Source organism: Vibrio sp. Vb0598 (assembly GCF_033338935.1).
Taxonomy (GTDB): domain Bacteria; phylum Pseudomonadota; class Gammaproteobacteria; order Enterobacterales; family Vibrionaceae; genus Vibrio; species Vibrio alginolyticus.
Map to the genome: position 1 here is coordinate 1 of NZ_JAWOTP010000229.1, position 1,135 is coordinate 1,135.

Annotated in this window: 1 protein-coding gene; it reads left to right on the plus strand. The window is 48.7% G+C overall.

Going from position 1 to position 1,135, the window contains the following annotated elements:
• On the plus strand, positions 1-1,135 hold a 1,135-nt coding region (locus R7Q38_RS24305), incomplete at both ends, for a VacB/RNase II family 3'-5' exoribonuclease (RefSeq protein ID WP_318114634.1).

The following is a 1,135-nucleotide window of genomic DNA, read 5'->3' on the forward strand; positions in this document are numbered from 1 at the left end:
TGAAATGGTGAAAGGTTACGTGATTGGCCACACAGATGGTCACGGTTGGGTACGTCCAGAAGGCAGCGTCGGCAAGGACGATGATATTTTGCTGCCACATCACCAAATGAAGAACATCATTCATGGTGATTTCGTGCTGGTGCAACCAACAGACAACAGCAAGCGTGGTCGTCGTGAAGGTCGCTTAGTTCGCGTACTTGAAGAGCGCAATAGCCAGATTGTTGGCCGCTTCTTCCTTGAGTACGGCTACTCATATGTTGTGCCGGATGATTCGCGCATCAGCCAAGATATTCTGATCCCGAACGAGCATAAAGCTGGCGCTCGTATGGGTAACGTCGTGGTGATTGAAATTACCGATCGTGGTTCTCGCTCGCGTGGCATGATGGGTAAAGTGGTTGAAGTTCTTGGCGAAAATATGGCGCCAGGTATGGAAACACAAATCGCAATTCGCACCCATCAAATCCCTTATGAGTGGCCAGAAGCGGTCGAAAAACAAATCGTAAACTTGGGCGAAGAAGTCCCTGAAGAAGCGAAAGTTGGTCGTGTTGACTTGCGTGAATTGCCGCTCGTTACCATTGATGGTGAAGATGCGCGAGACTTCGATGACGCCGTTTTCTGTGAGAAGAAAAAAGATGGTGGTTGGCGTCTTTGGGTCGCAATCGCAGACGTAAGCTACTACGTGCGCCCAGACTCAGCGTTAGACAAAGAAGCCATCAACCGTGGTAACTCTGTGTACTTCCCATCGCAAGTTGTCCCAATGTTGCCTGAAGTGCTTTCAAACGGTTTGTGTTCGCTTAACCCGCAAGTGGATCGCTTGTGTATGGTGTGTGAGATGACCATTTCTGAAAGTGGTAAGCTCTCCAGCTACAAGCACTACGAAGCGGTAATGAATTCCCACGCTCGTCTCACATATAGCAAAGTGAGCGCGATTCTTGAAGGTGATGAAGAACTGCGTGAACGCTACCAGCCACTCGTGTCGCATCTTGAAGAGTTGCACGCGATGTACAAAGTGTTGAAAGAAGCGCGTGATCAACGTGGTGCGATTGAGTTTGAGACCGTCGAAACCAAATTCATTTTTAATGCAGAGCGCAAGATTGAAAGCATTGAGCCAGTGATTCGTAATGATGCGCATAAG